The sequence below is a fragment of the Microcoleus sp. B3-A4 genome (genome assembly GCF_036705385.1).
Taxonomy (GTDB): domain Bacteria; phylum Cyanobacteriota; class Cyanobacteriia; order Cyanobacteriales; family Microcoleaceae; genus Microcoleus.
The window spans coordinates 35,795-56,748 of the sequence record NZ_JAUBUI010000027.1; the positions used below are offsets into that span (position 1 = coordinate 35,795).

17 protein-coding genes and 1 riboswitch are annotated in these 20,954 nt (G+C 46.0%); of the genes, 11 read left to right on the forward strand and 6 right to left on the reverse strand.

Translation table 11 applies throughout. The features are described from left to right. Positions 1-70 precede the first annotated feature (70 nt). The 4 genes from QUB33_RS13360 (at position 71) to QUB33_RS13375 (ending at position 5,349) form a co-directional block, all read left to right on the forward strand. On the forward strand, positions 71-2,269 hold the full coding sequence (locus QUB33_RS13360) for an iron uptake porin (protein WP_333351124.1): 2,199 nt from the start codon (positions 71-73) through the stop codon (positions 2,267-2,269). 393 nt (positions 2,270-2,662) lie between these two features. Next, a complete protein-coding gene (locus QUB33_RS13365; protein WP_190661550.1) occupies positions 2,663-3,103 on the forward strand; it encodes an Rrf2 family transcriptional regulator in 441 nt (146 codons plus the stop codon). 56 nt (positions 3,104-3,159) lie between these two features. Beyond that, complete coding sequence (cysK, locus tag QUB33_RS13370) at positions 3,160-4,122, forward strand: cysteine synthase A (RefSeq protein ID WP_333351126.1); 963 nt, start codon at positions 3,160-3,162, stop codon at positions 4,120-4,122. A gap of 546 nt (positions 4,123-4,668) precedes the next feature. Further along, complete coding sequence (locus tag QUB33_RS13375) at positions 4,669-5,349, forward strand: J domain-containing protein (RefSeq protein WP_333351129.1); 681 nt, start codon at positions 4,669-4,671, stop codon at positions 5,347-5,349. 134 nt (positions 5,350-5,483) lie between these two features. Here the strand turns inward: QUB33_RS13375 and QUB33_RS13380 are convergent, their stop codons facing one another. Both QUB33_RS13380 and QUB33_RS13385 read right to left on the reverse strand, forming a co-directional pair. Beyond that, on the reverse strand, positions 5,484-6,983 hold the full coding sequence (locus QUB33_RS13380; RefSeq protein WP_333351131.1) for a cyclic nucleotide-binding domain-containing protein: 1,500 nt from the start codon (positions 6,981-6,983) through the stop codon (positions 5,484-5,486). Positions 6,984-7,163: 180 nt separating this feature from the next. Continuing rightward, positions 7,164-7,295: a hypothetical protein gene (locus QUB33_RS13385; RefSeq protein WP_333351133.1), complete on the reverse strand. Its 132-nt coding sequence runs from the start codon at positions 7,293-7,295 to the stop codon at positions 7,164-7,166. Between the two features lie 102 nt (positions 7,296-7,397). Between QUB33_RS13385 and QUB33_RS13390 the strand changes: the two genes are divergently transcribed. The 4 genes from QUB33_RS13390 (at position 7,398) to QUB33_RS13405 (ending at position 14,827) form a co-directional block, all read left to right on the forward strand. Continuing rightward, positions 7,398-8,270: a 6-carboxytetrahydropterin synthase gene (locus tag QUB33_RS13390; protein WP_190661563.1), complete on the forward strand. Its 873-nt coding sequence runs from the start codon at positions 7,398-7,400 to the stop codon at positions 8,268-8,270. A gap of 225 nt (positions 8,271-8,495) precedes the next feature. Further along, on the forward strand, positions 8,496-10,772 hold the full coding sequence (locus QUB33_RS13395) for a tetratricopeptide repeat protein (RefSeq protein ID WP_333351134.1): 2,277 nt from the start codon (positions 8,496-8,498) through the stop codon (positions 10,770-10,772). Between the two features lie 326 nt (positions 10,773-11,098). Next, on the forward strand, positions 11,099-11,659 hold the full coding sequence (locus tag QUB33_RS13400; protein WP_333351135.1) for a Uma2 family endonuclease: 561 nt from the start codon (positions 11,099-11,101) through the stop codon (positions 11,657-11,659). Between the two features lie 345 nt (positions 11,660-12,004). Next, positions 12,005-14,827: a hypothetical protein gene (locus QUB33_RS13405; protein ID WP_333351136.1), complete on the forward strand. Its 2,823-nt coding sequence runs from the start codon at positions 12,005-12,007 to the stop codon at positions 14,825-14,827. A 136-nt stretch (positions 14,828-14,963) separates the two neighbouring features. Here QUB33_RS13405 and QUB33_RS13410 read toward each other — a convergent pair whose 3' ends face one another. Continuing rightward, the gene (locus tag QUB33_RS13410) at positions 14,964-15,185 is read right to left on the reverse strand and encodes a DUF4058 family protein (protein WP_333351137.1); all 222 of its coding nucleotides are present in this window, start codon (positions 15,183-15,185) and stop codon (positions 14,964-14,966) included. Positions 15,186-15,377: 192 nt separating this feature from the next. Next, positions 15,378-15,474: riboswitch (TPP riboswitch) on the forward strand. Positions 15,475-15,481: 7 nt separating this feature from the next. Here QUB33_RS13410 and thiC point away from each other — a divergent pair. After that, positions 15,482-16,855 (forward strand): phosphomethylpyrimidine synthase ThiC, encoded by a 1,374-nt coding sequence (thiC, locus tag QUB33_RS13415; RefSeq protein WP_333351138.1) that lies wholly within the window; start codon positions 15,482-15,484, stop codon positions 16,853-16,855. A 158-nt stretch (positions 16,856-17,013) separates the two neighbouring features. Next, a complete protein-coding gene (locus tag QUB33_RS13420) occupies positions 17,014-17,607 on the forward strand; it encodes a Uma2 family endonuclease (RefSeq protein ID WP_333351139.1) in 594 nt (197 codons plus the stop codon). 227 nt (positions 17,608-17,834) lie between these two features. Here the strand turns inward: QUB33_RS13420 and QUB33_RS13425 are convergent, their stop codons facing one another. Together QUB33_RS13425 and pyrE are read right to left on the reverse strand one after the other, a co-directional pair. Then, the gene (locus tag QUB33_RS13425; RefSeq protein ID WP_333351140.1) at positions 17,835-18,449 is read right to left on the reverse strand and encodes a hypothetical protein; all 615 of its coding nucleotides are present in this window, start codon (positions 18,447-18,449) and stop codon (positions 17,835-17,837) included. 367 nt (positions 18,450-18,816) lie between these two features. Then, positions 18,817-19,398: an orotate phosphoribosyltransferase gene (gene pyrE / locus QUB33_RS13430; RefSeq protein ID WP_333351141.1), complete on the reverse strand. Its 582-nt coding sequence runs from the start codon at positions 19,396-19,398 to the stop codon at positions 18,817-18,819. A gap of 84 nt (positions 19,399-19,482) precedes the next feature. On the opposite strand from pyrE, the gene QUB33_RS13435 reads away from it, so the two are divergent. Beyond that, positions 19,483-20,010 (forward strand): hypothetical protein, encoded by a 528-nt coding sequence (locus QUB33_RS13435; protein WP_333351142.1) that lies wholly within the window; start codon positions 19,483-19,485, stop codon positions 20,008-20,010. Between the two features lie 181 nt (positions 20,011-20,191). Here the strand turns inward: QUB33_RS13435 and QUB33_RS13440 are convergent, their stop codons facing one another. Next, a complete protein-coding gene (locus QUB33_RS13440; protein WP_333351143.1) occupies positions 20,192-20,935 on the reverse strand; it encodes a pentapeptide repeat-containing protein in 744 nt (247 codons plus the stop codon). Positions 20,936-20,954: the final 19 nt, after the last annotated feature.

Below are 20,954 nucleotides of genomic sequence, written 5' to 3' on the forward strand. Positions count from 1 at the left end.
TTGAGCAACGACTGACCACATAGAAGACTAGAAAAGTTTCTCTGTAATCGGTGTGAGGATGAGAGTGAATATGTCGAAATTTTTGTGGAGTTACTTACTAATCAGCCCAGCAGTCTTAGGAGCTACCCTAGTAGTTTCTTCGAGCGCGATGGCAGCAGACGCTCAGCAGGCTGCTGATGCGCTCAATCCCGCTGTCGCAAAAGCTGAAACCGCTGAAACCTCCGAAGCGAAACAAAATGCTTTAGCTGCTGTTTCCGAAACAACTGCAGCCTCCGAGCCAGTAGAAGAAATTTCCCAAGCCGCTGGCGGCGAAACCCAGGCAGCGATTGCAGATGGGGCCACGGTTGCAACTGAAAATGCGATCGTCGGAGCCAACGCAGCCCCTGCTGAGGCAAATCCCCAATCGGCATCACAACCTACAAGTGAATCTTTAGCCGCAGTTGAGCCAACAGTCGCTCAACCAGTAGAAAATTCTGCCCCGGCAGCCCAACTAGAAATTCCAGCCCCGGCAGCTACCGCTCTCCCAGAGCAAATCGGTGCAGTTCAATTAGAAACTCCAGCCCCGGCAGTGGCAGAGGCGACAGAACAAAGTTTGCCAAAACCGGCTGAATCTTTAGCCCAAACTGCCGCACCGCAAGAGCAAAACCCAGCCGCCACATTAGAGCAGCTCAACCAGTACACCAGCGAAGGTACTGCAGGCGGCGAAACTGAAGGTCAAGTTACCTCAGTATCTCAACTTTCCGACGTGCGGCCCACAGACTGGGCATTCCAAGCACTGCAATCCCTAGTCGAGCGCTACGGCTGTATTGCCGGTTATCCCGACGGCACCTTCCGCGGCAACCGCGCAATGACTCGCTACGAATTCGCAGCCGGTTTAAATGCTTGCTTAGACAAGGTGAGCGAGCTAATTAGAGGCGGCACTGGCAACTTCGCTACGAGAGATGACTTGGCAGCCCTCCAACGGCTCCAAGAAGAATTTGCAGCGGAACTGGCAACCCTGCGCGGTCGCGTCGATGCTTTGGAAGCTCGGACAGCCGAACTCGAAGCCAACCAATTCTCCACCACTACTAAGCTGACTGGGGAAGCAATTTTCGCTCTCAGCGATGACTTTAGTAGCGACGTTAGCGTTTTTGGCAGAGACGGCGAAAGAATCGGCAGCAACAATAACGAAGCTGTCTTCCAACAGCGGGTGCGTCTCAATTTAAATACGAGCTTCACCGGGAGAGACTTGCTGCTGACCAGGCTTCAAGTCGGCAACGGTCAAAGATTTAACGTTGGGGCTACTAGCGAAGGCACTCAAACTTGGAATTTTGTCGGCAGAACCGACAACGTTGTTGCCCTCGACACCTTGCTATACAAGTTCCCCGTCGGTCAGCGGCTGAACGTTAGCCTGATAGCCAACGCTGGCGTTTGGGACGACATTATGCCGACTGTCAACCCTTACTTTGAAGACTTTGACGGTGGCAACGGGTCATTGAGTACCTTTGGACAGCGCAACCCCATCTACCGCTTGGGCGGTGGCGCAGGTATTGGCTTTGACTATGCCTTCGGTGGCAGGGGCTTGCTGGGCGGCGTGTTCGGGCCGACTTCTCTGTCCTTCGGTTATTTGGCGTCAACAGCAGCCAGTCCGGCTAGGGGTGCAGGCTTGTTGAACGGCGACTACGCGGCGATGGGTCAGTTGACTTTTACCCCCGGACGCAACTTGCAAGTTGCTTTCAACTATAACCACGGTTACTTTGGCAGAGGTAACTTTGGGTTTGACAATGGTTTAGCGAATGGGCCAGGCACTCTCGGCGGTTTCACGGGTACCGGCGTGGCTAATTCTCTCAACGGTTTGAGCGAAGGCTTTGGGGGCTTCCGGGCTCGCAAAGTTGTCAGCAACTCCTACGGCGCTCAGGCTTCGTTGCGACTGAGCCCGAGATTTATCCTTGGTGGCTGGGCCGGTTTAACCAATGCCCGCATTATCGGCATCGGCGATGCGAGAATCTGGAACTACGCTGTTACCTTGGCTTTGCCTGATTTAGGGAAAGAAGGCAACTTGCTAGGGTTCGTGGTAGGTCGTGAGCCTTACTTGGATAAACTTGAAGCTTCCAGGAGTTTGCGGAGCTTCCGCAACGATGATTCGTATCACGTCGAAGGGTTCTACAAGTTTCAGCTTTCGGACAACATTTCTGTTACTCCGGGGGTGATTTGGGTGAAAAATCCTAATCAAGATGAGGATAATGATGACATCCTCATTGGTACTCTGAGAACTACTTTCACGTTCTAAGAGCGGGTTAGAAGAGGCAGGGGGGTCATACCCTGTCTCTTGGCAACTCTAGAGGCCAAGTTTAGCCCTGCCTGCTGCAGGGCTTTATTGTTTGCCGGACGAAGGGGGCGCTAAGAATATATTAAAAATAAAAAATTATCAGTCATAGAGGCAGACAACCCGTTTCTTGAAATCAGACCGTGCTGGAACCGGAGGGAGTCGAAACGAGAAACTGGGTTTGTTTGGTTCAGATTGCCGATCGTCCCAAAGATGAAGTGATAAAAGTCGATTAAGTTCAGTGGAAAACCGGGGTATAATAAAAGGCAAAGTGAGGAGTTAGAATTGGGAACTCAACATTGAGGAGAGTTTTAACATCTGACTTCGGAGTTGATAATTCTGGTATTGGAAGCAAGTATGGTAGAACTCTCCTGTAAAAGCGAATACGCAATCTTAGCTTTGCTGGAGCTTGCCGATTGCTACGAAGAAGGCGAGCCTCTGCAAATTCGCCAGATAGCAGCTCAGCAAAATATTCCCGATCGATATTTAGAGCAGTTGCTGGCTACTATGAGACGCTGCGGGCTGATTCGCAGCCAGCGAGGAGCCAAGGGAGGTTATATCTTGGCGAGGGAACCGTGGAAAATTACACTCCTAGAAATTATTACCTGTCTCGAAGGCTCAGAGTTCGATCGATCTGAAAAAGACTCGCCTGCTCAAACTGTAGAAAGTGCGGTGATTTGGGAAGTTTGGCAAGAAGCTAGATCGATTGCCAACTCAGTTTTGCAAAAATACACGCTACAGGATCTGTGCGAAAAGCGCAATGGCAGACGGCAGCTCGATATCATGTATTACATCTAGTTAATATTGCCAACTAGGAATTAACATTTACTTTCAACCACAAACTGACAAAGATTATGCGTATTGCTGGTGACATTACAGAATTAGTAGGGCGGACGCCTCTGGTGCAACTCAACCGCATTCCCCAAGCCGAAGGCTGCGTGGCTCGGATTGTGGTAAAACTCGAAGGCATGAATCCGGCATCATCGGTGAAAGACCGCATCGGTGTCAGTATGGTCAATCAAGCCGAGGCCGAAGGGCTGATTAGTCCAGGCAAAACGGTTTTAGTGGAACCGACTTCTGGCAATACCGGAATTGCTCTGGCAATGGTGGCGGCGGCTAAGGGCTACCAGTTGATTTTGACAATGCCGGATACGATGAGCACGGAACGCCGATCGATGCTGCGAGCTTACGGGGCCCAACTAGAACTGACTCCGGGAATTGAGGGCATGAGCGGCTGCATCCGCCGCGCTCAAGAGATTGTGGACACAACTCCCAATGCGTATATGTTGCAGCAGTTTCGGAATCCAGCGAACCCGCAGGTTCACCGTTCGACAACGGCTGAGGAAATTTGGGAAGATACAGACGGCGAGGTGGATTTCCTGATTTCGGGAGTCGGCACCGGCGGTACGATTACGGGTGTCGCAGAGGTGATTAAGTCGCGGAAACCCGGGTTTAAGGCGATCGCCGTTGAGCCGGCCAACAGTCAGGTACTGTCGGGCGGAAAGCCAGGGCCTCACAAAATTCAAGGTATCGGTGCTGGTTTTGTGCCACCGGTGCTGAATGTGGATTCGATCGACGAAATTATAGTTGTTACGGATGACGAGTCGATCGCCTACAGCCGGCGCTTGGCCAGAGAAGAAGGAATTTTGTCCGGTATTTCCAGCGGTGCAGCACTATGTGCGGCGGTGAAAGTCGGCCAGCGTCCGGAAAATGCAGGGAAATTGATTGTGATGGTTCAGCCTAGCTTCGGCGAACGCTATCTGAGCACCCCCTTGTTCCAAGATCCAGAACTCAATCTGGCGATGGCCCTCAACTAGGCTAGCCTCCGGCCCAAGTAGCAGAAATAGAGAGCAGGGCGTACACTGTACGCCCTGCTTGGCTTTTTAGTAGATTAAAGAAGGGCGATATATTGTAGCTTCCGCGCTCGCGATCGATGGGGAATTTGTCAAGACTCTTTTTTTTGAACGAACTGCTTTCAGCGCGTTAGGGAAACGGCTGGTAAGCGCTCTTGTCGGGAAGGAAGACAAGAGAAGGAGGCAACAATTGGTGGGAGGAGCGCTAGATGAGTCCCAAATGAGTTGTAAATTTTTATCCCACCCCAACCCTCCCCTTGGTAAGGGGAGGGAGTAAGAAATTCACAAATGATTTAGGATTGCTATATAAGAGTTCCCAATATCGATCGGCTTGCCACTTCAAAAGCCTCAATCTTTTTCTAAAATAGATTTATGATAATTTGAAAACTGACGTTTTCAACTTACACTTTTTGGCATTTATATCAGATAAATACCTAATAAATTAGCAAATAATGATATTTTTGTCAAGCACTTTTTCGCCGATTATCCAGATTTCAAGGAAATAACAGCGTGTCTTCCGTTACCAATCACTACAAAACCTTAAAGATTAGCCCAACCGCAACACAAGCCGAGATTAAACAAGCATACCGCCGTTTAGTCAAAATATTTCATCCAGACAGCCACAGCTCCAAAGCCGATCACGAAGAGATTGTCCGCCTCAATGCAGCCTATGAAATATTAGGAGACGCCCAGCACAGACAATCTTACGATCGTCTAATGGACGAGCAAACCGAACAGCAATCACCAGTCGCACCAAACGTCAGCCGTCAGCAAACACAAACAGCACGGGACGCTGACGAACAAATGGAACAGTGGCTGATTAAAGTATACAAACCCGTCAATAAAATGCTCAACAGCATCTTGAAGCCACTTAAAAAGGAAATAGACGAGTTGTCGGCAGATCCGTTTGATGACGAACTGATAGAAAAGTTTCAACTTTATATCGAAACCAGCCGCGAGTATCTCAAAAAAGCTCATAACTTTCTTACATCGATGCCCAATCCATCTAATGTAGCCGGAGTTGCGGCCTATCTCTACTACAGCATCAATCAAGTCGGAGACGGAATAGAAGAATTGCAGCTATTTACCCTCAATTATGACGATCGCCACTTGCACACCGGGCAAGAACTGTTTAGAATTGCCGCTAGACTGCGGCGGGAAGCGCAGGATGAATTAAAAATGAAAAGTTAAAAAAGCAGATTGTTCCCTCTTCTCTTTTCCTTCTTCCCTCTTCCCTCTTCTTCCTTCTTCCCTCTTCCTTCTTCCTGACATCTGTTACATCCGTTACATCCGCCCTTGCGAATCCGTTGCCGAACTTCCTTGTTTCAAATTCCAAAAAGAACTTGAATTCGCTTGCGAATTTTAATAAAAGGAGTTTGTTCCAGAGAGTCGCCATCTAACAATCCCAAGTCTCTCAAAGCTTGCTGGCGTTCCGACAATTTTTGAGCAATCTGATCGGCTAAATTGGGTTGTTCTCTTAAAAGTTTTTGCAAATCGTGACGTTCCACCACAAACAAAATTGCATCTTCGCTAGTTTTAACAGTCGCGGTTCTCGGAGTACCCAACAGCAAAGATATTTCCCCAAAAAACTCGCCCTCATGAAGCGTAGCAATATACTGATCGGCTTTTTGAGAAAGAACTTCTACAGTACCTGACAGAATAATATAAAAAGAATCGCCAGGGTCATTTTCCTTACATACCACCTGTCCCGCTGGAAACAGTTGTCGGTAGCCGTATTCAATTAACTGTCGCAGTTCTAAATCCGTACACTGTTCAAAATAAGTTACTCGCCGCAACAAATCTCGCAGCGTCCAATTATTGGGGGATTTAGGCGCTGGATTTTTAGGTTCAGGAACAGTGGAATTAGATTTTAACTCTGCTGAATGTTTGGCATTATGCAGAAAAACTTTCCCGTTGGAATTATCGTCTTTGTTATTGTGAAAAAGTTTAGTTAACTCTTGCGGGTTTCGCAGCCACAAATCCCGCTGGGGAAAGGGAATTTCGATATTTCGGTGGCGCAATTCGTAATCTATTAAAAAATTTACCGCGCTTTTAATAGCATCGCTTTCCTGCGGCTGGTCAATCCAAACTAAAAGTTCAAAATTTAAAGCGTTATCTCCAAAACCGTGAAACCATACTTTAGGAGAAGGATGGGACAAGACATTCGATTCCATCCGCGCCGCTATTAACAGCGCTTCCGTAACTATTACTGGGTCCGATCCGTAAGCAACACCGACGGGGATGTGGAGACGACATCTGGGGTCTCTGTAACTCCAGTTAATAATGTTAGTTTCGACAAACTTAATATTTGGTATGATTACAAATAGACCGTCAATTGTTTTAATAATTGTAGAGCGGATCGAAATTGTTTCTACTGTTCCTAATAACTTGTCTATTTCAATAAAGTCTCCGACTCTAATTTGGTGTTCAAATAGCAGGGTGAGACCGCTGATAAAGTTGCTGGCGAGATTTTGCAATCCGAAGCCGAAACCAATGCCGACAACCCCAGCTAAAACGGTGAGAGAAGTGAGGTTGATGCCGGAACCTTGCAGGACGAATATACAGCCAATAGTGGCTAAAATATAGCTAATGATGGTGGAAATTGCTTCTCGACTGCCCCGATCTAATCCCATCCGAACTAGCAGGCTGCGCTTGATTCCTTCACTGATAATCTTAGCTATAATCAAGGCAAATATAGCTAAGATTATCAGTTTGAGGATCGCACTGATGGACAGATGAGTGTCCCCGATATAGAATAGCGGGGTTGTCATCGCACCCGATAAATGTTCAAAAAAGCGATCGGCTCGTGCAGTAATCGAATTCATTAATATTGGGTAATGGGTAATTGGTGATTAGTTTTGAGCGCAACTGAACTGCAAACGGCTAACTATTGCAGAGCTTAGGCGAAAAACTCGAACTGTGGAGTGTCCTGTGTGGCAAAAAAGTCGATTCCCTTCGCAATAGCTCATCTTCACCCACTCTCTCAAAGGCTGGTAACTGATGGGTTAGTAACTGGTGGCGAAAAACTGTTTTGTAGCGGTATTTTCTGCCGGATATCTGTGTTGTGGCGTAAAAAGGGCCCTGCGGCTCGATCGAGCGACTTGTTGCCAATATTTAGAAAATTGATAGAAATTCATTTACAGCACCCTCAAATAATCGAAAAATTCCAGCAAAAATTAGTTTATCCTTAAGAAGCGAGTCCTTTACAGAACTTAACAAGCTTACCCTACTTGACTTTTATGCAGTGCATCATCAATCGTCGGGCACAGTTTTCGGCGAGTCACCGGTACTGGCTGCCGGAGTTAAGCGAAGCCGAGAACTTTGAGCGGTTTGGCCCAACTGCCCGCGCACCGGGACACGGACACAATTACGTCCTTTACGTTTCCATGATAGGCGAACTCGACGAGTACGGCATGGTGCTCAACCTGTCTGATGTCAAGCACGTCATCAAGCGGGAAGTTATCAAGGATCTCGATTTTTCCTTTCTCAACGAAGCGTGGCCGGAATTTGAGCAGACTCTGCCAACTACCGAAAACATAGCACGGCAAATTTGGCTGCGGCTAGCCCCTCATTTGCCTGTGAGCAAAATTCAATTGTTTGAACATCCCGAACTTTGGGCTGAATATTTAGGAAACGGAATGGAAGCTTATCTAACTTTGTCCACTCATTTTAGTGCGGCCCATCGGTTGGCTCGTCCCGATTTGAGCTTTGAAGAAAACTCGGAAATTTACGGCAAATGTGCTCGTCCTAACGGTCACGGTCACAATTATCATTTAGAGGTGACTGTTAAAGGGGAAATTGATGCGCGGACTGGCATGATTGCTGATTTGGGAGCTTTGCAAAAAGCCGTTGACGATTATGTTGTTGAACCTTTCGATCACACTTTTTTAAATAAGGATATTGCTTATTTTGAGAACGTTGTGCCGACTGCGGAGAATATTGCTGTTCGGATCGGGCAATTATTGCGATCGCCCGTTCGGGAATTGGGCGCAGAGTTGCACAAGATTAAGCTGATTGAAAGTCCGAATAATAGCTGTGAAATTTTCGGCGCTGATTTAGAAGAAGTGGCGGTTGAACATCAGCAGCCGGAAGCGGTTTTAGCTGGGGTTTAGAGTTAAAAATCGGGTCGGCTGGGGCGGGTTCACCGGGATAGTTGGCTAATTGTGCAGATTGGTGAAGCCACCCCTACCAGCCTAATCATGATTCCGAGAGTTATCCAACCGCATGAGGCGCGAGAATATATTCTTTTACCAAAGTTACACAGCCAGAATTACTGGCAGTTTTCCTGAAAAGTCAGACTCCGCCCGTATTTTGGAGATAGTAAGTCAGCATTCCTCATGTCAGCTATTTTAAATGCTGAGACTATGAGGTCGATCGTCCGATCGCTGACAACCAAGCACCAATTTCTCCTAAATGAGTTGACGTTTATGCGCGTCTCTAATCTAGCTCTCTTGACTCTGGCCGCCCTCGCATCCCAGAATTTAACTGCTAATACTAGCACCAATCCTGCTGCACCTCCTATTTCTCCTCAGACACCGCAAGCTAGCAACTTTGTTGATGCCGTAAATAATACTGAATCGCGTCCGGCTGAGTCAATTAGTGAGCCTGAGACGATCGCCTACGAACAATTTTCCCCAAATGCTACCCTATCCCGTCGGGCTGAGTCAATTAGCGAGCCTGAGACGATCGCTCACGAACAATTTTCCCTAAATACTACCCTATCCCGTCGGGCTGAGTCAATTAGCGAGCCTGAGACGATCGCCCACGAACAATTTTCCCCGCGAATTGCTGTAAAATCCCCGACTGGTTTGCTGGTAGCGGCCGCTCAACCCGATTTATCTGCTAGTGCAAAAACCAAGGCGAATACTCCTGCTGCATCCGGCGATGAACTAACAAAATCTTTACAAGAAACCTGGCTGGCTAAATTAATCGAAACCGGGGTTGAAAGCAATCCTCAAGTCCGCGAGGCTTTCGCTTTTATCTCCCCGTCTAGTGGCAGTTCTGAATCTGGATACGGTTTTAATAGTACCATAACTTTGCTCAATATTTTACTAATTCTTGGTACTGTATTTCCACCAGTGACAATTGCGTTTTTTTGGATGATGCGACGGCTGATAATCAAACACTTGGTAGCTGATGCCAATAAACGATTGCAAGGCATTGGTGTATTGGAATCAGAACTCATAAATTCTAGCCAACTGACTCAAAAGTTGAGGAATGAATTAGAAGCGCAAATGAGTGCCGCTAAACAATCGATAGACTTTTTAACTAGAGAAACTGAACTTTCCAAATCTTCCGTCGAGCAAATTGAGACTCTCAAATCTCAATTTATTATGCACCTGCAAGTTTTGCGGACAGAAGTTGACGAGAAAAAATCTCAAATTGTTCAAGAAATTTCCCAAGTTCCCGCAGTTGTTGCCAAAGAAGCTCTCAAAGTCGCACCTCAACCGCCCTTAAACAATTCCCAAAATTCGCAAACGGCACCTGCTAGCGACGAAAAGTTGATTGCTGACGATTATATCAAGCAAGCCGAAGGGCTTTATTTTCAAGGAAATTATGATGAGGCATTAGGCTGCTTAGAAAAAGCTATTTTAGCGAATAAAAATTTGGATGAGGCTTGGTATTGGCGCGGAAATGTGTTAATAAGATTGCAGCGCGCAGAAGAAGCACTCGCCTGTTACGATCAAGCACTATCGATTAAACCAGATAACTACGAAGTGTGGTATAATAAAGCGTACTTGCTGGGAAAAATGCACAGGTACGAAGAAGCGATCGCCTGTTACGAGCGAGCAAGTTTGAGCGAATCTAGAAAATACGGTTGTTGGCACAGTATAGCCGCTTTGTTGGGTCAATTGCAGCATTACGAAGAAGCGATCGCCAGTTACGATCGCGCCCTCGCTATCAAAGCAACCGACAGCGAAGTTTGGCACAACCGAGGTGCGATGCTGGCCAGAGTACAGCAGTACGTAGCAGCAGTTGATTCTTACGATCGCGCTCTTGAACTCAATCCCAAGAGATATGAAACTTGGTACAATCGAGGCAATGTGCTGTGGAGACTGCTCCGCTACAGTGATGCTATTGATTCTTACGATCGGGCGATCGGCATCCGGCCCGATAAATACGAAGTTTGGTACAATAGAGCCGCTGTGTTCGGAAAAATGCAGCGATATCAAGAATCGATCGAATCCTACGACAAAGCAATAGCCCTTAAACCGCAGGATTTTGAAGTGTGGCACAACCGAGGCGCAGCTTTCGACAAACTGTCGCAGCACGAAGCAGCAATTGCCTCTTACGAATCAGCAATTACCCTTAATTCCGAGTGTTACGAAGCTTGGTTTGGTAAAGGCGAATCTTTGGCCAAATTGCAGCGCCATGAAGAATCGATCGCAGCTTATGAGAAAGCGATTGCTATTAAGCAAGACTCCTACGATGCTTGGCGTCATCTGGGGATAGTCTTGTCTGAATTAAAGCGCTATGAGGAAGCAATGGCAGCTTACGATCGAGCTATTGCCATCAAACCAGAAAATGCCGAAGCTTGGCGCGATAGAGGCGCAATTGTATCAGAATTAAAGCACGATACCGACAAAATTGACTCCGCCGAAAAAGAGACTTAAACTTAGTCAAAATCCGGTTCTTCAAAATTCCTAAGTGTCGGGGAATCGGGAGGCAAGCTCTAGTTTTAAGTTAGCAAGGGATGAGAATATGTTGCCTGTATATCGAGCTAAACTTTTGCAACAACACTCAAATTCAACTGTATTAATAGTTGGCGGTGAACCATCCCTACAGTTATTGAGGAGTATTTAAACCGACTTGATAGCGAGCCGTTAAATGCTTTTTGTCTACGGTTGGTTATCTAAATTTTCCCTCTTTTTTCCGCTCCGTTTGGGGCGGTTTTTTTTATGGTAAATTTAGGTAAGCTGCAAACGAGGAGAATAGTTATATGTCTGTTCAGCTTCAAAAACGGTTATTTACAGTAAAAGAATATCATTTGATGACTGAGGCTGGTATTCTCTCCGAGGGCGATCGGGTAGAACTCATAGAAGGAGAGATTGTTAAAATGGCTGCAATTGGTACTCGTCACGCAAGTTCTGTTAAGCGTCTGATCGCTGTGTTCTCGGATTTGGAGAGAAGACGTGCGATTATAGGTGCTCAAGACCCTATCCAGTTGACGGAGCGGACTGAACCTCAACCGGATGTTGTATTGCTGGAACCTCGCGCTGATTACTACGCCACAGCCCATCCAGTACCGTCTGAAGTTTTGCTGTTAGTTGAGGTTTCAGATAGTACGGTTGATTATGACAGAGATGTGAAAGTATCGATTTACGCTCGATCGCTCATTCAGGAAGTTTGGCTGGTAGATTTAGTTGAAAATTGTTTGGAAGTCTACCGTCAGCCAGGCCCGAACGGTTATAGTTTAATGCTCAAGTTTTGGCGCGGTGAACAAGCCGCGCCGCTGGCTTTTCCCGAATTGGAAGTGAGCGTTGATTTTATATTGGGTTAGTATGAATAAGTAATGGCAGCTTACGATCGAGCAATCGCCATTAAGCCTGAGAATGCGGAAGCTTGGCGCGATCACGGCGCAATTATTATATCGGAATTAAAGTAGGATACAGACAAAATTGACTCCGGGGAATCTGATACTACAAATGCCTCAGATAGCAAGGTGGAGCAACCTAAAGTCAGCAGATTCGATGTAAGAACTGATTATTAGATAGCACTTTTCAGTAAAATCTGGTCTGCCTGGGAATTGGGAATCGATCCGGAGGTAGCTCACTTACTTGAGAACCACTATATAAGTGTATCGAACGATTACAACAGAATATTAGGATTTTAAGGGGGTAGTTAAATGATGCCAAGTACGGCGCCGCCTGAGTCAGGTGGTGATTCCTCGAAGAAAGTCGCGATTATCGTAGTTCACGGTGTCTCTGATCAGCAACCTTATGATTCTGCCCGTAGCATCGCTAATCTTTTACTCCATACCAATAAAGAGCAGCCTCCACCCGCTACCAATGAGAAGCAGTCTCTACTTCATGCCAAGGAGGAAGATCCTCGATATTCTGCTTGGCATGAACAACTTATCGGAATTCCCGTTCGACGAATCCCTCTACGTCAACGAACTGAGCTTGTGTCATCTGATATTCCTCCGAGCACTTGGCTTTTACGTTGGCTTTGGGGTTGGCTAGATGAACGAGGAGAGCCTGTGCAATCTGATATTAGTCCGAGGACTATGCTTTTACGTTGGCTTTGGGGTTGGCTAGATGAACGAGGATACCGTATTCGCGATTACCTTGATTCAAAACCTTCGAGTACCGCAAATCTAAGTTTTGAGGAAAAATCGCACGCTTTCACTTGTGATTTCTTCGATTCCTACAGTCCCAAAAAAGACCTGAAAGCCCGCTTTTATGAAACTATTTGTATTAAAGCCTGTCGAGACGATCGGCATGAGGTACATCTCTATGAAATGTACTGGGCAGATTTGTCTCGTGTAGGAAGAGGTTTCTTCCAAGTCTTCAGCGAGTTTTATCAGATTCTCTTTCATTTGAGCGCTTTGGGACGACATACGCTCGACATGGCAGCACTGGAACATCCGGAGAAATTAAAGTGGAGGTTTTATGCCAGCTTACATGGTTGGGCAGGAAGAATACTCTCCATTCCGATTCCTTTATTGAATCTCTTTCTAGTGGTAGCTGCCTTGCTCAATCTAGTGGGTAATATTCCAGATTCTTACTCATCCTATGTGGCATCCGTCATCTTTAGTCTTTTGGGAATTTTCCTCCTGGGATGTGTATTTTGGAATAACGCTATGAAGCTACCCTTACCTGGGCTATTTTTGCCTGGGATAGTGGCATTGGCAGTTATAATGTCTAGCTGGTTCAAGGAATTTAGCAGCTATAAAGTTTTGGCGTTTGAATGGCTCGTCGTGTTAGCTATCCTAGCTGGTATACTTATTCACCAATATTCTCTGCGCCGTCCTGGTGCTGATAAGGTTGCGATGGTATTAGGATTACCCTTGGCAGCTTTAGCCTTGTGGGATTTAGTTTTTGTCGAAAATTTACCTGTGGGAATTCTAAAAGTCAGCTTTAAGCTGATTGAAAAGATTTATTTCCTTTTGGTCGTGTCGTGGATCTTATTTTTTTGCCTCTACTTCGTTGTAGTAATTTGGGGATTGTTTGCCCAAATGGGGCTGACTGGTAAAGCAAAAGAACGCGCCAAACGTGCAAGTTGGACAGCCAGTGTTTCACTGTGGATTCCTAGCGTTTCGTTTAGTTCGGTCACCCTAACACTCTGGGCTGTCCTTGCCCAAGTTGGTGCATCACTACTGCCAAAAGACTATGGCTATTGTCCAGCATCATTACTGCCAAAAGACTATGGTCTGTATTGTCCAGCGTCACTACTGTCAAAAGACTATCCGTATCGTCCAACTGACTGGTTCAGAAATATATTTTCACTTAAGTACGAATACGATACCCTATCTGATTTTATTGACGAAATCATTGTCGATCCGGTTCTTGGCATTGCTATATATTCGATTGTAATTGTACTCCTGCTAATGGCATGGTCGTTTTTGCCCTCGGTCTGGGCAGAAGTTCAACCCCCTGAGTCTACACCTCAAACAGACAAGTCTAACGCAGAAGTTCAACTGCCTGACTTAACATCTCAACCAGACAAGCCTACCTCCGATGAAAAGTTGTCGCTTAAGTTTGGAATATGGCTAAACAACGGGTATAGAACAGTGCATTTTTGTCTACCGACGATATCTGCACTTTTTATTATTGGGGTCATCGCCTACTTTATCCTAATCGTTTTTTTCCCCAACTTATGGATTGTTAAATTTATTGAGCAAAATAAACTTATAGAAACCGTAATAAAGTTTCTTGCCTTACTTATAACCGCTTCTGCTACTAGCCTTTTCGTAATTGGTAGCAGGCTAGAACAGCTTTCTTTAGGGATACGAAACGTTATAGATGTCATTTTGGATGTAGACAACTACCTACGGCTGCACCCGAAGAAGGATAATCCACGTGCTCGCATCTTTTCTCGCTATTACTCGTTATTGCGTTATCTGTGCGAGCAGACAGATTCGCAAAATCAACCTAAATACGATGCACTTATCCTTGTGGCACATAGCCAAGGAGCGGTGATAACAGCAGATTTACTTCGGTTTATTAAAAAGGAAGAATCCAAAGGTTTAGATCCGCTATTTTCTTCGGACTCCCCAAAGAAACTTCCTGTCTACTTTTTCTCGATGGGTAATCCCCTGCGTCAACTGTACAGTGTTGGTTTTCCTCATCTTTACGAGTGGGTGATAAATTATAATGACCCCGATGAAAATGGACCTAACAACTACGATCAGAATGGGCTTGGCGATAAGCCAAAACCAGAAGATTTGGGGTTAGAGCTGTGGGTCAATACATATAACAGTGGTGACTATGTGGGACGTTATCTCTGGCGAAAAAGCAAGAGCGAGGCTAACGAAAAGAAACTGGCTAGGGAAGAGAAACTATTTAAACCTAGCTCTTCTGTTGAAGATAAAGATAATATTTCAGAGAAGGGTAAATACCGGGAGTTTTGTTTAGGAGCAGGTGCACATACCCACTACTGGAATGCTACGACCAATCGAGTAGCAGATGAAATTAACCGGTTAATTGACAAAGCGACAAGAAGTTAATCGGTTTAGCTGTGTAAACCGATGATTGAAAGTTGATAGGAAGCTTAGTAGCAGTGAAATGCAAGATTCGACATCCGACTCTTGCATAAGTTCTATTTGGAGGAGATAAGGCTTTTACAATAGAGAAGCTGTTCTACTATTCCATCAACGATCGCACCCACTGAAAAGCACCCTCACTCAGCGCTTGTATAGGCTGCACTGAATAATCGATCGCCAAATCTAAAGCTGCCTCCTGATAAACTTCACCCAAAATCTCACATAAATTCATAACAGCTTCTTCATCTCCTGACCTATCTTTAACTTTATCGTCTTGAAAAAGCTTCAAAAGAAAAACAACGCGCCGATCGCCTAGCAGCAAAATTGCGGCAAATGGGAATTAATCCTGATGAGGTGTGATGGTTTTTAGATTCTTAAAGGGGGTACGATCTCACTTTTTAAACAGTAGAAATATCAGAAGCCCCAAAAGGGCGATCGCTCCCCTCATCTATATCTCAATATTAAGATTTCCTTAGTTGCTGCCGTCGCGCACAGAAATCGGTGATACAATCAACAGCTTAGCTAGGGGTGCCCGAATATCCGGGCTGAGAAAACACCCTTAGAACCTGAGTCTGGGTAATACCAGCGGAGGGAAGCTGTTTATCAAGGAAATTAAATATGCGTACCGAATGGATCGCTAAGCGTAGCGGGCACACCAATGTATCTCAGATGCACTACGCCCGCCAAGGTGTAATTACTGAGGAAATGCACTTTGTTGCTAAGCGAGAAAATCTTCCGCCAGAACTTATCCGCGCTGAAGTTGCGCGGGGACGGATGATTATTCCCGCTAATATCAATCACACGAATTTGGAACCGATGGCGATCGGCATTGCCTCTAAATGCAAAGTCAATGCTAATATCGGTGCATCTCCCAACTCTTCCAATATGGAAGAAGAAGTTGACAAGCTTAAACTAGCAGTGAAATACGGCGCTGATACCGTGATGGACTTGTCCACCGGCGGCGGCAATTTGGATGAAATTCGCACTACGATTATCAAAGCTTCACCGGTGCCGATCGGTACTGTACCCATTTACCAAGCACTAGAAAGCGTTCACGGTAATATGGAAAGTCTGACGCCGAATGACTTTCTTCACATCATTGACAAACACGCTCAACAAGGTGTTGATTACCAAACTATTCACGCCGGAATTTTGATCGAGCATTTGCCGTTGGTGAAAAATCGGCTAACTGGAATTGTCTCTCGCGGCGGCGGAATTTTGGCACGGTGGATGCTGCATCACCACAAACAAAATCCTCTCTACACTCACTTTAACGACATCATTGAAATCTTCAAAAAATACGATGTTTCGTTTAGTTTGGGAGATTCTCTGCGCCCCGGTTGCACTCACGATGCGTCGGATGAAGCTCAATTAGCTGAACTCAAAACTTTGGGACAATTAACTCGCAAAGCTTGGGAACATGACGTGCAGGTAATGGTGGAAGGCCCCGGGCACGTGCCGATGGATCAAATTGAGTTTAATGTCAAGAAACAAATGGAGGAATGTTCCGAAGCACCCTTCTATGTTTTGGGGCCGTTGGTGACAGATATTGCGCCTGGATACGACCACATTACCTCAGCAATTGGGGCCGCGATGGCTGGTTGGTACGGTACTGCAATGCTGTGTTACGTGACGCCGAAGGAACACTTAGGATTGCCGAATGCTGAGGATGTCCGAAACGGGCTGATTGCTTACAAAATCGCGGCTCACGCTGCAGATATTGCACGGGGTCGTCCGGGTGCGCGCGATCGCGATGATGAACTCTCGAAAGCGCGTTACAATTTCGATTGGAACCGTCAATTTGAGCTGTCATTAGATCCAGAACGGGCGAAGGAATATCACGACGAAACTTTGCCGGCGGATATCTACAAAACTGCTGAATTCTGTTCAATGTGCGGACCTAAGTTCTGTCCGATGCAGACTAAAGTTGATGCCGATGCTTTGACAGAATTAGAGAAGTTTTTGGCTAAGGAACCTGTAGCCCAAACCTAATAGGATTAATTCGTAGGGTGGGCATTGCCCACCTTACTTAATCGTAAAGCTGTTTCGTTTCTTGTGGGGCGGGCATCCTGCCCGCCCCAAACTAGGGTGCTGATGGCGTACCTTACTTAAGGTTATATTAAAAGGAGTTTCCGAAAAGGAGAATTGCGATGTCGGTTCAACTTCAAAAACGCCTTTTTACGGTGAAAGAATATCATTTAATGGGTGAGACAGGGATTCTTTCTGAAGCTGAGCGCGTCGAACTCATTGAAGGAGAAATTATTCAAATGGCTGCTATTGGAACTCGTCACGCAACTGCTGTGAGACGACTTAACCGAATTTTTCACCGATTACCAGAAGATAGAGTTATTGTTGATGTCCAAAACCCTGTTCAGTTAAGCGAACGTACTGAACCACAACCTGATGTAGTATTGCTCCAATTTCGCGAGGATGATTACGAGACAGCACATCCAGTTCCCTCAGAAGTGTTACTTTTGGTAGAAGTCGCTGACAGTACAGTGGATAATGACAGAAATATCAAAATTCCTATTTATGCCCGATCGCTCATTCAAGAGGTTTGGCTGGTTAATTTAGTGGAAAACTGCTTAGAAGTTTACCGCCAGCCAACACCAAACGGTTATAGTTTAATACTAAACTTGTACCCTGGTCAAGAGGTGGCACCGATCGCCTTTCCTGATTTTACAGTCAGTGTGGATTTGATATTGAGTGCGGGCGATCGCACTTCCTCAACCGCAGAACAATAAATTTGCTGCTTGATGCTGATTAAACTGCATTTTTCAAAGGCACTTGCTTTGCAGAGGATAAACACTTCTGGATTACTTCTACACCAACAGCTCCAACTACATTAATACTTACCTAAATATTTATTACCATGCTCTGCCTGGTAACGAGAAATTTTCAATTTGTAGGGTGCGTTAACACCGTGTAACGCACCGCCAGCCTAATGCAGCATTTGAACTAGGTAAAAGATTTACCTGGATATGTTAGCTCGCGCTGTCTGTTGGCACGTTGAAAGAATGCGGCGATCGTTTGAGCTAATTGTGCGAATAGAATGCAGATTGGTTAGCTGAGTATTGATTTCAAGTGTTTGAATTTTTCCGGCTGAGATTGCCTTCCCGGACAGTGTATTTCCCTGAATTTTACCAGTGAAGCACGCAAAGTCCGATCGCGGCGCGTAAATTGCACCAACGACGCGATCGTTCTGGCGTTGAAACACGATATAGTTTTGAAGAACTTGGTTGGGCTGTGGCGAATCTCCGTACAGGTAAATACCATCTGGCAAAGCAGCAACATTAGTCTTAGATGGATTTTGTTGTGCTTGAATCGGTTGTTGCCCAATCCCAACACCCATTAGTGTCAGAGGACAAATAAAGGCTGTTGCCAGTCGTTTCCATTTCCCTTTAACAGATGCAGGCAAAATCATTGCTGCTTCTCCTTGCGCCAGGTCATCTAACACCTTAAAACAGTCTTCTCTAGTTAATATCTCACGCAGGTTATAATTTACCTCTGCTAAAATCAGCCAATTGGTATAGATTGTGAACCTGAAAGCTTGCGCTTGTTTAGCACGGAAAACTTTATTTTCCATTGTTATCCAAGTACCAGAGCTGATTTTGATAAAATTAGAGCGGGCATAGTTTCTAATTAATACCACCCCATAAAACACCGCTTTCGTCTAGCACTACCAAGTTTTATGGCTCTGTATAATTCACTTTTTCGCAGTATTCTACTCTTAATTTTTGTACCTGCACGGCGTCGCAGCTTGACGGCCCAGGAGCGTATTTTTTTGTTAGTCCCTGCCTTTTTAACTCTCGGCACATGGGACTAGGACTTACCCATTACCCGTAAATATTCCGTTAGCTCTTCGTAGCAGGGACTTTAATCACTACTATTGAGAAGTAGCGACTAAAGTTGTGCCTTTGTCCTATTTTGGGAGGCAGAAGCTAGGGCTATTCTTATGATTCACCGATGCGCGATCGCCATTCCTTAAGATCCTTAATCGTAAAAACTGTTTCAAAGTCCAATCCAACAGACCGATAAAACTCCGCACCACCTTGCTCCCTGTCAATCAGCGACAACACGCGATCGACTTTATAACCCGCACCCCGCAACCTTTCCACCGCCTGCATCGCCGACTTACCCGTCGTCACCACATCCTCCAAAACCGCCACATTCGCGCCCTCTGGCAACAGCGGCCCCTCAATATACGCCATTGTCCCGTGTCCCTTCGTCTCCTTTCTGACAATTAGCGCCGGAATCGATCGACCTTCCAGAGCCGAAACCACACTCACCGCAGTTACAATTGGGTCAGCACCCAAAGTCAAACCGCCCACAGCTTGCACATCCGACGACAGCATCGACAACAGCAAACGTCCCGTTGCCAAAGCACCTTCAGCGTGCAGCGTCACCGGTTTGCAGTTAATGTAATAAGAACTTTTCTGCCCTGAAGACAGCACAAAATCACCTTCGCGATAGGCAAACTCGCACAACAAATCGAGAAGTCGATCGCGCAACACCTTTAAATCCGCAGCATCCATAACTCACACCGTGTAAAAAACACAAATAATCCGTCGATAATCAGTTTATATTGGAATCGGAATTAATTAAGGAGGCCCAAATATATGAGTCAAAAGTTAAAAAGCCTGAGCGGCGCGTTGATTCTCGCTGTCGCCTCTGCCGCAATCGCATCCGTCAAACCAGCTCAAGCACAAACAGAGCGATTTCACCCAATTGCCGACGACTTCAACCGACAATTTTTTCAAGCTTCAGGAGACTTTTTCCACAACGTCAGCTTGCAAGGTTACTTGGGCGACTATTTAGGCATCGGTTCCCCCAGCGGCGTCGTTGCCTTTCCCGAAAAAGAAATTGAGCGGGATGCCAGCCGCGTCAACGGCTTCTACCGCCGAGTAATGCAGCGGCAAGTTTCCAGCGATCCGATTCTGCGCGTCCCAGATGCCGTCAATCCCTTCGATGCCTCAGTCATGGCACTGCCTGCAGCTTGCCAGCTAGGATCTCAACCCAGCGGCTGTTTCCCTACTCCCGCCGGACTCCAAGATCAGTTTACACTTCCAACACAGCAGGAAGGTTCACCGACTGATGCAGGGCCCGTTAGAGGACTTTATCAAGTATCGCCCCCTGGCAGAAATTAATCGATCGACAGTTGCGAGTTTTGAGCCGAGGCGGGTTTACTCTATCTCGGATTTGTATTAGAGAGAAAGCCTCAACCCGCCGCAAAAGCTCATATTTTGGCAATCGTTGCGGTAAACGCGCAACTGACTTTTTTGTAACTATCCCGGTTATTTTACAGGAATAAATATTATCCAATATTTATCAAACAATGCTGCCATCAGGCATGATTGTTCTTTTCAAAATAGCTTCGCCCAGATTAGCTCCCGCCAAGTTCGCTCCCCTGAGATTTGCCCCGGTCAAATTCGCCCCTCTCAAATCAGCTTTGCCAAGGTTTGCCCACCGGAAATCTGCCGCGCTCAACTCTGCAAAACTGAGATTGGCTCTGAAAAGATATGCTGCAGTGAAGTGAGCTTCCCCCAGGTTAGCTTTAGAGAAATTAGCTGCATAGCAATGTGCTTCAATCAATTCGGCTTGAGTGAGATTGGCTTGACTGAGATTAGCAAAGTTGAGGTTTGCGCCCATCGCATTAACTCGAAACATCACCGCACCGATTAAATTCGCATCTGCGAAATCGGTTTGTTGGAGATTGGCAGCGGTGAGGTCAGCCCCAATTAAATTAGCACCGCTCAAATCAGCTCCCTTGAGGTCTGCCGAGCTGAGGTTGGTTCCAGTTAAATTAGCTTTAATTAAATTAGTTTCGAGCAGTTGCGCTCCGGCAAGATTTGCTAAACTAAAATTAGATTCGGCGAGGTTTGCCGCAATTAATTTAGCCTTAAACAAATCTGTTTTCAAAAGGTTCGATCGCCAAAGATGCGCGCCTCTGAGATTTGCTTCGGCGAGGTTAGCTTCGCTGAAATCTGGTTCTATATTTGGGTTGAGACTTCTCCATTCAATCCAACTAACTGCACCTTTTTTTAACAGCGCTAAATGCTGTGCGTTTGCCATAATTGCATCTCCTTTAACG

Coding starts and splice junctions, on each gene's coding strand:
- QUB33_RS13400 (WP_333351135.1), top strand. CDS start 11,099: ATGTCTGTTCAGCTTCAAAAACGGTTATTTACAGTAAAAGAATATCAT.
- pyrE (WP_333351141.1), bottom strand. CDS start 19,398: ATGGATGCTGCGGATTTAAAGGTGTTGCGCGATCGACTTCTCGATTTG.
- QUB33_RS13385 (WP_333351133.1), bottom strand. CDS start 7,295: ATGAATTTCTATCAATTTTCTAAATATTGGCAACAAGTCGCTCGATCG.
- QUB33_RS13365 (WP_190661550.1), top strand. CDS start 2,663: ATGGTAGAACTCTCCTGTAAAAGCGAATACGCAATCTTAGCTTTGCTG.
- QUB33_RS13420 (WP_333351139.1), top strand. CDS start 17,014: ATGTCGGTTCAACTTCAAAAACGCCTTTTTACGGTGAAAGAATATCAT.
- QUB33_RS13405 (WP_333351136.1), top strand. CDS start 12,005: ATGATGCCAAGTACGGCGCCGCCTGAGTCAGGTGGTGATTCCTCGAAG.
- QUB33_RS13440 (WP_333351143.1), bottom strand. CDS start 20,935: ATGGCAAACGCACAGCATTTAGCGCTGTTAAAAAAAGGTGCAGTTAGT.
- QUB33_RS13360 (WP_333351124.1), top strand. CDS start 71: ATGTCGAAATTTTTGTGGAGTTACTTACTAATCAGCCCAGCAGTCTTA.
- cysK (WP_333351126.1), top strand. CDS start 3,160: ATGCGTATTGCTGGTGACATTACAGAATTAGTAGGGCGGACGCCTCTG.
- QUB33_RS13380 (WP_333351131.1), bottom strand. CDS start 6,983: ATGAATTCGATTACTGCACGAGCCGATCGCTTTTTTGAACATTTATCG.
- thiC (WP_333351138.1), top strand. CDS start 15,482: ATGCGTACCGAATGGATCGCTAAGCGTAGCGGGCACACCAATGTATCT.
- QUB33_RS13390 (WP_190661563.1), top strand. CDS start 7,398: ATGCAGTGCATCATCAATCGTCGGGCACAGTTTTCGGCGAGTCACCGG.
- QUB33_RS13395 (WP_333351134.1), top strand. CDS start 8,496: ATGTCAGCTATTTTAAATGCTGAGACTATGAGGTCGATCGTCCGATCG.
- QUB33_RS13435 (WP_333351142.1), top strand. CDS start 19,483: ATGAGTCAAAAGTTAAAAAGCCTGAGCGGCGCGTTGATTCTCGCTGTC.
- QUB33_RS13425 (WP_333351140.1), bottom strand. CDS start 18,449: ATGGAAAATAAAGTTTTCCGTGCTAAACAAGCGCAAGCTTTCAGGTTC.